The organism is Paraperlucidibaca sp. (assembly GCF_982810325.1).
In genome coordinates, this window is sequence record NZ_CEYEMI010000040.1 from 1 (window position 1) to 8,567 (window position 8,567).

Below are 8,567 nucleotides of genomic sequence, written 5' to 3' on the forward strand. Positions count from 1 at the left end.
TGCTGCTGTTTTAATCATGGGCGCTATGGCTGGCGTATCGTTTGCTAACCCAGCTCCTGCTGGCGCTGCTGCTGGTGCTGGTGCTGCCGGTGTTGCTACAGGCGTTAGCGTTGCTGTTACTGTTGCCACTGTTGCCGCCGTTGCTGGTGTTGCTGCAGCTGTTGCAAACAGCAACAACGATTCGAACACCACTACAAACACCAATCCTTAAGATTCGTGTTTGAAGAAAAAAGGCCCCGCACGGGGTCTTTTTTTCGCGTGATTTAGCGAAATAAGCAGGGTTGCTATGCATAAGCTTGTTGGATTTGCCTGTGTTGCCGCGTTATCGCTGGCTGGCTGTGCGACAAGTGCGCAATTTGACCCCGCCATTGAGACTTTTAGAGCGCTTTTCAGCAAGCCTGTTGATGTCAGGCTAACGGCAGAAGAGCTCACCAATTTTCCCTATGCGGCGCAATACATTCGCGTTGCCGATAACCCGCGCGCGACCATTGTTTTGGCGCAGCAGCAAGGTGGTGTTGATTACTACGCTAGCTCTGAGGGCCGTTTGGTCAGCATTAAGCAAGGCCGCCTCATTGGCACCGACGGCTTTAGTACCGACGCCGCTTTCGTGGATGCATTGCCTGCGCCGCAAGCGGCCATCGATGCCGAAAAGCCGGTGTGCTGGCGGTCGAGCTGGCGTGCTTGGGGTGAGTTGCAGGCCGGACACTATTTATTGACCGGATGTTTGCAGCCAGTGCAACGAGTAGAGCCAGCTAGCACAGTAAGCGAAGCTGATACCGCAAGCAGCGAAGCCGCAGAGCCAGCATTAACCATCGTTAAAGAAGATGTGCGCTCGCCAATCACTGGTCATCGCTACAGCAACTGGTATTGGCTCGATGCCGACAATAACGTGGTGAAATCGGAGCAGCAGCTGGGGCCATTGCTGCCGCGCTGGTCATTCGAAACCATACGCCGCGCCGCCGTTCAGCCTGAGCCGCAAGCGGTAAAACTGCCAGAAACATATCAAGCGAGTGTGCCTAAAGGCGCAACGCTGAATGACTTATTACAATCGCTATTGGCGCAGCCGAACATCGACTGGGCTAATAGTGTGATTTACAGCACCGACCGCGAAGCTGAGCTAAACCAGCAGCGTGATGCGGTAGTTAAAAATCTAGAAGCGTTTGCCGCGTATTGGCAGGGCGAGAAATATTACGGCGTGGCCGCAACGGCAAACGCCTTGGCGAGAGACATGAGCGGCTGGCGCATGGCCGACCGCGTGCCAACGGCGGTGCATCCAGCGCGTTTGCTTATTTCGCCGCGACACAATCTAGCCCTGCGCGGCAGGCATTACGTTATCGAAGCCAATGGTGTCACGCACCGCGTGGACGTGGCGGGTGCTATTCATCGCGCCAAATTGAACTTCTCGGCGGGCGGGCCATTGCGGCAGTTACGTGACACGCCGCTGTGGCGTCCGGGTGCAGATGAAGACATGATTTATCGTTTTCCGCGCGCTGGAAAGCCGGTGAAAGTGAGTATTACGCAGGGCCTGAGCGATAGCTTGGTGCTGCCGGGTGAGCGCTTTTTTGTTCCATTTAAAGCTAGTTGGTTACACGGGCCGTTTGCCGATCTTAATGAGCAATTGTTGGCGGTATTTGCGCACAAGGTAGGGGAAGCAAAGTGAAGCCGTATTTGAATGCTCTGGCCCTCACCGCCGCGCTATTTGCCAACGCAACATATGCCGAAGAAGAAACCAAACCTGCCAACGGCCTAAGTGTCAGTGAGCTAGTGGCTGGCACCAGTGCGCCATTGCCACTATTTCCGTCATCGCCACCGCCTATCTACAACGATTTCGGTAGCCCGGGCTATTTGCAAATGCCGAGTGCGCGCATGGCGCAAGACGGTGAGGTTGCATTATCACTGAACCGAGTTCAACCGTACTTGCGCTACAACTTAAATGCGCAATTGCTGCCTTGGCTAGATGTAACTCTGCGTTATGTGCAAGACAACAGCGTTACCTTGTTCACTGGCAAAGCTAACGTCGACAAGGGCGTAGATTTGCGCTTTCGCTTACTTGAAGAAACTCAAGTCTTACCGGCTGTTGCGTTAGGGCTAAGAGACATTGCCGGTACGGGCTTGTTCGATGGCGAATTTCTCGTGGCATCTAAGCGCTTGGGTAATTTTGACTTTAGTGCCGGCCTTGGCTGGGGCAATTTAGGTGAGCGTGACCGCTTGCGTAATCCATTTTGCTCAGCTGCCGACCGCTTTTGTCAACGCTCGCAAGTGACATCTGGCAAGGGTGGCCAAGTAGAGTTCAAGAAATTTTTCTCAGGACCAATGAGCCCCATCGCTGGCGTGTCGTGGCAAACTCCGTGGCAGCCATTAACCTTGCTTGCCGAAGCCGATGGCAACGACTATAGCAACGAAAATAACCCTTCGGCATTTGAGTCGAGCTCTCCTTTTAACTTTGGCGCACAGCTTCGAGTGAATTCGAATTTAGCGCTGCGCTTGGGCTTTGAGCGTGGCAATACGGCAATGTTTGGCGTAGTCATTCACGGCAACCTCAATACATTGCGACAGGCGAAAAAAGTAGACCCAATCACACCAGTCACACCAGTCATGCCAGTCATGCCAGTCATGCCAGTCATGCCAGCTCCAGTGGCCGTAAAAACAGTAGCGGTTGAAGCAGCGCAAACTGCAGCCGACACAGAGCCAGGCGCAGCTAATGATTGGGTCGACATAACCAAGCGGCTTCAGCTAGAGGCGGGTTATCAGGTCGACCATATCGCCATCTCAGAAAATACCGTGCAGATCAGCGCCGAACAAACGCGTTATCGCGACGCCTTAGTTGGTCATGAGCGCGCCATGCGGGTTTTACAAGCCACAGTGCCATCGCCATTTCAGTATTTTCAATTGATTGACACAGTGCATGGGCTTGGCCAAGTCATGGTGGCAGTGGATCGTGATGAATTAGTGGATGCGCTAACGCCTAGCGATCGCCAGCCGGCATTGGAGGATGTTCTGAGTCGTGAAACACCTAAAAGACTCGACGGTGTCACCGAGCAGCAGCTGGTTGAAAGCAGTACAACTGAAAACACATCCGAAACTACGGTTCAAACAATCACACCAGACCATAGCCCTTGGTCAACTACGCTTACCCCATACCTGCAACAAGGCTTTGGCGGCGTCGACTCCATCTACACATATGACATCGGCGCTCGCGCAGAGCTGGCATGGGATAAGGGCCAAACGCTAGCACAAGCCACTGTATTGGCATCGGTGGTGAATAATTACGCCAACTTTACCCAGCTTAACCCGGGCTTCACTACCTTGCCGCCGGTGCGCACGCGCATTCGTGAATATCTAGATCAGCCTGTCCGCCTAGAAGGATTACAGCTCACACAGTTTGGTGAGTTTGGTAGTAACTGGCAGGCACAGGCCTATGGCGGCTACTTGGAATTAATGTTTGCCGGTGTTGGTGGCGAGGTGTTGTACCGCCCACTAAACAGCACCTGGGGCGTAGGGATAGATGCGAACGTGGTGCGCCAGCGCGACCCAGCCAGTGAGCTTGGTTTGTTGAACTATGAAGTTGAAACGGGGCACGTCACACTTTACAAAGATCTGCCCAATTTCTACGACTTTAGAGTTAAACTCTCGGCCGGCCGTTACCTGGCCGGCGACATCGGCGCTACCGTTGATATTTCGCGCGAATTTGCCTCGGGTGTCGTGGTTGGCGGCTACTTTGCTAAAACCGATGTTTCGGCTGAAGAGTTTGGCGAAGGCAGCTTTAACAAAGGTTTTTACCTGCAAGTACCGCTAGATCTATTGACCATTGGTCATACAAAAGCGAAAGCGAGCCTTGGCTTTAACCCTATTCAGCGCGATGGCGGTCAAAAACTAAACCGCCGCAACGGCTTATGGTCTATCAGCGAATTACGCGGGCCTCGTAAGTAAAACTCAGTGCACACAACGTCATAAATGGCGCTGGACATAACTATCACGTCGCAAGGGTTAGCGTACAACCTTGTGGCGGTAGCGTGTCTGGCGGCTCAACACTAAGGTAGATTGCATGAATAAACTTCTTCATATGACGGCCGCCGTACTGGCAGCAAGCATAGTTAGCAGCGGTTGTGTATTGGCTCCGGGGCAAAATCTATTGCCTAAGAGCTCAAGTCAGGGCGGCGGCGATGAGCCTGGTGTGGAAGTAGTAGTAAGGCCCATTACAGGCGACGTTATCGCTGAGCAAAGCAGTGACGGCCAAGTAGCGCAGCTAAAAGACACCTTAGATGAGCTAAGCGACTACGAGCATGAGTCTTACCGTATTGGCGCTGGCGATGTGCTCAGTGTCACCGTATGGGATCACCCTGAGTTAACAGCCCCCGCCGGTACTGTGATTAATGATATCGATGCAAACGGCCGGGTTATTCGAGCAGATGGCACATTCTTCTACCCCTACGCTGGCACGGTACATGCCGCTGGTAAAACGGTAGATGAGCTTCGCACCTTATTGACTAATCGTTTAACTAAATTCATCGCTAGCCCGCAAATCGACGTAGCAGTTACACGCTACGGCAGTCAGAAAGTTTATTTGGTGGGTGCCTTTCAAAAAGCAACGGCATTGCCGATTACTACTGTGCCCTTGTCATTGCCCGATGCCCTAGGTCAGGCTGGCATTGACTTGCTTAACGCCGATTTATCAAGCCTAGCTTTACGCCGCGATGACATTACCTACAATTTAGACTTAGACGCTATCAACCGTGCGGGCTTAACCGCAGCAAAAGTCATTTTGAAAGACGGTGACCAACTCGAGCTGCCATACGCCGATCGTAAAAAAGTGTACGTGATGGGCGAAGTGTCTAGGCCTATGGCTGTGCGCTTTAAGCTTGCCAGCATCAGCTTGGCCGACGCTTTGCTAGAAGCCAACGGCTTAAACCAAAACACATCAAAAGGTTCGTCTATTTACGTATTGCGCGACCGTGCTGGCACAGAGCAAAACTGGCGCATCGTAGATGTGTATTCACTTGACTCTAGCGAACCAGCGAGCTTGGTGCTGGCAGACAAATTTGCGCTACAAGCGGGCGATATGGTGTATGTCGGCAGCGCAGGCATCACCCGTTGGAACCGTGTCATTAGCCAACTATTTCCATCGGCAAGCCTGTTGCGCACAGGTCAAGACATCGGCAACAACTAAATATGTTTAATCGCATCTTAGTGGTTTGCATCGGCAATATTTGTCGCAGCCCCATGGCTGAGCAGCTACTAAAGATCGAGTTGCCAAATAAGGCCATAAGTTCAGCCGGCTTAGGTGCTCTAGTAAACGCACCGGCAGATGAACATGCTCAAGCATTAATGGTTGAGCTTGGCCATGACATCAGTTCGCATCGAGGTCGGCAGCTCAACGCCGAGTTAGTTAGCGATGCAGAGCTGATTTTAGTCATGACCGAAAAGCAAGAGATCGCGCTAACTCAGCAGTTCCCACAAGCTCGAGGCCGTGTGTATCGGCTTGGCCACTGGAATAAGCAAAATATTGCTGACCCGTATCGAAAGCCACGCGAAGAGTTTGAGATTGCCCTGCAACATATTCAAACCGGCATTGCTTCATGGCTACCCAAATTGCGCTAAAGCGCTCAGTAAAACTATTAGGTATTAAGCGACAGTATGACGAACTCAAGTAACGCTCCTGCCAATTACATTGCCCCCACGCCAGCACAAGACAGCGGCGATGACGAAATAGACTTGCGACAGCTGTTTGGCAGTCTTGTCGAAGGCCGCTGGTGGATAGCAGGTATTTCCGCTATTGCACTCAGTGTGGGTGTTTTATATGCGCAAATCGCAACACCAATTTATCAAGTCAACTCTTTGGTGCAGGTCGAAGACAGCAAAGCCGGCGGTCTAGGTGCCATAGCTAGCGAACTTGGTAGCATGTTTGAGACAAAAACCCAGGCGGCTACCGAGATTGAGCTTATTCGTTCGCGTATGGTGTTGGGCAAATCGGTGCAAGATCTGCATTTGGATATTGTCGCACAGGCAAAATATTTCCCAGTGATAGGGAAGCTTTGGGCTGGAAGCGCAGCACGCCATATCGCCGTAACTCGCTTTGATGTACCTAGAGCTTTGCAAGGCGAAAAGTTTGAGTTGGTAGTACAAGGCGAAGGCAAGTTTCAGCTAATTAGCCCGCAAGGCAAGATGCTGGGCGAAGGCAAGGCAAACCAAGCCTTTAGCGCGACTTGGCAAGGGCAGAGCATAGGTCTATTTGTCCGCGACTTAATTAGCCCTATTGGCCAGTCATTTACACTAGTGAAGCAAAACCAACTGCAAGCAATCGCTGAGTTGAGCGAAAACTTAAGCGCCAGCGAGCAAGGTAAGCAAACCGGAATGATTACGCTGACTTATAAAGGTGTGAACTCTGACAAAGCCAGCCAAGTGCTAAACCAAATTACCAATAATTATGTTCGGCAGAACGTTGAGCGTAAGTCGGCAGAAGCACAGCAAACTTTACAGTTTTTAGATGACCAACTGCCTGAGATTAAGAAAAACCTTGAAGCAGCGGAAGTACGCTTCAACGAGTACCGCATGCGCACTGGCTCGATTGATGTCAGCAAAGAAGGTGAGCTACTGCTTGAGCAAAGCGTAGTGGCCGAAACTGGCTTACTAGAGTTGCAGCAAAAGCGTAAAGAGCTACTGGGGCGCTTTACCGCTGAGCACCCATCGGTACAAGTGCTAGATAAGCAGATTAATGCCATACAAGCACAGCGTGGACAGTTTGCTGGGCAAGTAGACAAGCTACCAAAAACGCAGCAAGAGCTATTGCGCCTAACTCGTGACTTGAAGGTTAGCCAAGAACTTTACACCACGTTGCTAAATAACGCACAGCAGTTGAAAGTGGTTCGTGCTGGCACGGTTGGTAATGTGCGCATTGTCGATTTTGCTCAACCCACTTTAAAGCCAGTAGCGCCAAAAAAATCATTAATCGTTGTGCTGGCATTGCTATTAGGCGGCATAGTGGGTGTTGGCTTTGTGCTGCTACGCCAAGCACTGCGTAGTGGCGTGAAAGATGCCGCGCAAATAGAAGCAAGAACCGGCGTATCGGTGCTAGCAACTGTTCCCGCGAGCGACGCGCAAGATAAGTTAGTGAAAAAACTGAAGAAGAAAGGTGGCACCATGGCATTGTTGGCGCATTACGAGCCAAACGACTTAGCCATTGAGTCTTTACGTAGCTTACGAACCAGCTTGCACTTTGCTTTAGTCGATGCACCAAATAATTTGTTAATGATCACAGGCCCAGGGCCTGGTGTAGGTAAGTCATTTATCAGCGTGAACTTAGCCACTTTGCTGGCGAGCACAGGTGAGCGCGTATTGTTGATCGATGCGGATATGCGCCGTGGCTATTTAAATGAGTATTTTGGTGCAGAACGTAAGCATGGTTTGTCGGAGTTGGTGGCTCAAGGCCTAGAGGCTAGTTCGGTTATCCGCGCTACTGGCTTAGAAAACTTCGACTATATAGCTACTGGTGAACTACCGCCGAACCCAGCTGAGCTCTTGCTGCACCCGCGTTTTGAACAGCTTCTGAAAGACATGGAAGCAAAGTACGACCGTGTCATTATTGATAGCCCTCCGGTGATGGCAGTAACAGATGCCGCCATTGTTGGTCGTCATGCTGGGGCTACACTTTTGGTGACTCGCTTTAGCCAAACACAGATGCGTGAAATTGAGCTTTCCTTGAAGCGCTTAGGTCAGGCTGGTGTGAGCGTGAAAGGTATTTTGTTAAATGCGGTGACGGTGGCGAGTAGCGGTTATGGGTACCAATATGCTTATGCGTATAAATATGATCAGCGTAAAAGTTAAGGTAGTAGAAAGCTAAAATGAAATTATTAGTCACTGGCGGTGCCGGCTTTATCGGCTCTGCCGTCATTCGCCACATCATCAAAAACACTACACACAGCGTTATCAACGTAGACAAGCTCACCTACGCCGGCAATCTCGAAAGCCTAGCCGATGTGAGTAGCGACCCACGCTACGCTTTTGCCCAAGTAGATATCTGCGACCGCCCAGCACTAGAAGCCGTTTTTGCTGAAAACCAGCCAGATGCCATCATGCACTTAGCCGCTGAGAGCCACGTAGATCGCTCTATCGATGGCCCTGCGGCGTTTATCGAAACCAATATCGTGGGCACTTACACCTTGTTGGAAGTCGCTAGAGCTTATTGGCAAGGCTTAGATGCAGAGCGTAAAGCTGCATTCCGCTTTCATCACATCAGCACCGATGAAGTCTATGGCGACCTCCACGGCACAAACGATCTCTTCCTAGAAACCACACCCTACGCGCCTAGCAGCCCATACAGCGCAAGTAAGGCCAGCTCAGACCATCTGGTAAGAGCGTGGCAGCGCACCTACAGCCTGCCAACACTAGTGACGAATTGCTCAAATAACTACGGCCCATATCATTTCCCTGAGAAGCTGATTCCGCTGGTTATTCTCAATGCGCTTGAAGGCAAGCCCCTGCCTATTTACGGCAAAGGCGACCAAGTTCGCGACTGGCTTTATGTTGAAGATCACGCCCGCGCTTTGGTCACCGTGGTAACGCAAGGGCAG

The 8,567-nt window shown here is 51.4% G+C and carries 7 protein-coding genes; all 7 read left to right on the top strand.

Annotation, left to right across the window (positions count from 1 at the left end; genetic code table 11):
- Positions 1-211: exopolysaccharide production protein YjbE (yjbE, locus tag AC3DKE_RS10295; RefSeq protein WP_487990621.1), on the top strand; the 211-nt coding region annotated here is incomplete at its 5' end.
- Between the two features lie 75 nt (positions 212-286).
- Entirely contained in the window at positions 287-1,660 is a 1,374-nt protein-coding gene (locus AC3DKE_RS10300; protein WP_487990622.1) for a YjbF family lipoprotein, read from the top strand.
- Entirely contained in the window at positions 1,657-3,930 is a 2,274-nt protein-coding gene (locus tag AC3DKE_RS10305; protein ID WP_487990623.1) for a YjbH domain-containing protein, read from the top strand. The genes AC3DKE_RS10300 and AC3DKE_RS10305 overlap by 4 nt, the downstream gene beginning before the upstream one ends.
- Positions 3,931-4,045: 115 nt before the next feature.
- Positions 4,046-5,167 (top strand): polysaccharide biosynthesis/export family protein, encoded by a 1,122-nt coding sequence (locus AC3DKE_RS10310; protein WP_487990624.1) that lies wholly within the window; start codon positions 4,046-4,048, stop codon positions 5,165-5,167.
- A 2-nt stretch (positions 5,168-5,169) separates the two neighbouring features.
- Positions 5,170-5,598, top strand: coding sequence for a low molecular weight protein-tyrosine-phosphatase (locus tag AC3DKE_RS10315; protein ID WP_487990625.1), 429 nt, complete (start codon positions 5,170-5,172; stop codon positions 5,596-5,598).
- A 36-nt stretch (positions 5,599-5,634) separates the two neighbouring features.
- Positions 5,635-7,821, top strand: coding sequence for a polysaccharide biosynthesis tyrosine autokinase (locus AC3DKE_RS10320; protein WP_487990626.1), 2,187 nt, complete (start codon positions 5,635-5,637; stop codon positions 7,819-7,821).
- A gap of 17 nt (positions 7,822-7,838) precedes the next feature.
- Positions 7,839-8,567, top strand: a 729-nt coding sequence (rfbB, locus tag AC3DKE_RS10325) for a dTDP-glucose 4,6-dehydratase (RefSeq protein ID WP_487990627.1), incomplete at its 3' end; no start/stop codon positions are given.

Coding starts and splice junctions, on each gene's coding strand:
- AC3DKE_RS10300 (WP_487990622.1), top strand. CDS start 287: ATGCATAAGCTTGTTGGATTTGCCTGTGTTGCCGCGTTATCGCTGGCT.
- AC3DKE_RS10310 (WP_487990624.1), top strand. CDS start 4,046: ATGAATAAACTTCTTCATATGACGGCCGCCGTACTGGCAGCAAGCATA.
- AC3DKE_RS10315 (WP_487990625.1), top strand. CDS start 5,170: ATGTTTAATCGCATCTTAGTGGTTTGCATCGGCAATATTTGTCGCAGC.
- AC3DKE_RS10320 (WP_487990626.1), top strand. CDS start 5,635: ATGACGAACTCAAGTAACGCTCCTGCCAATTACATTGCCCCCACGCCA.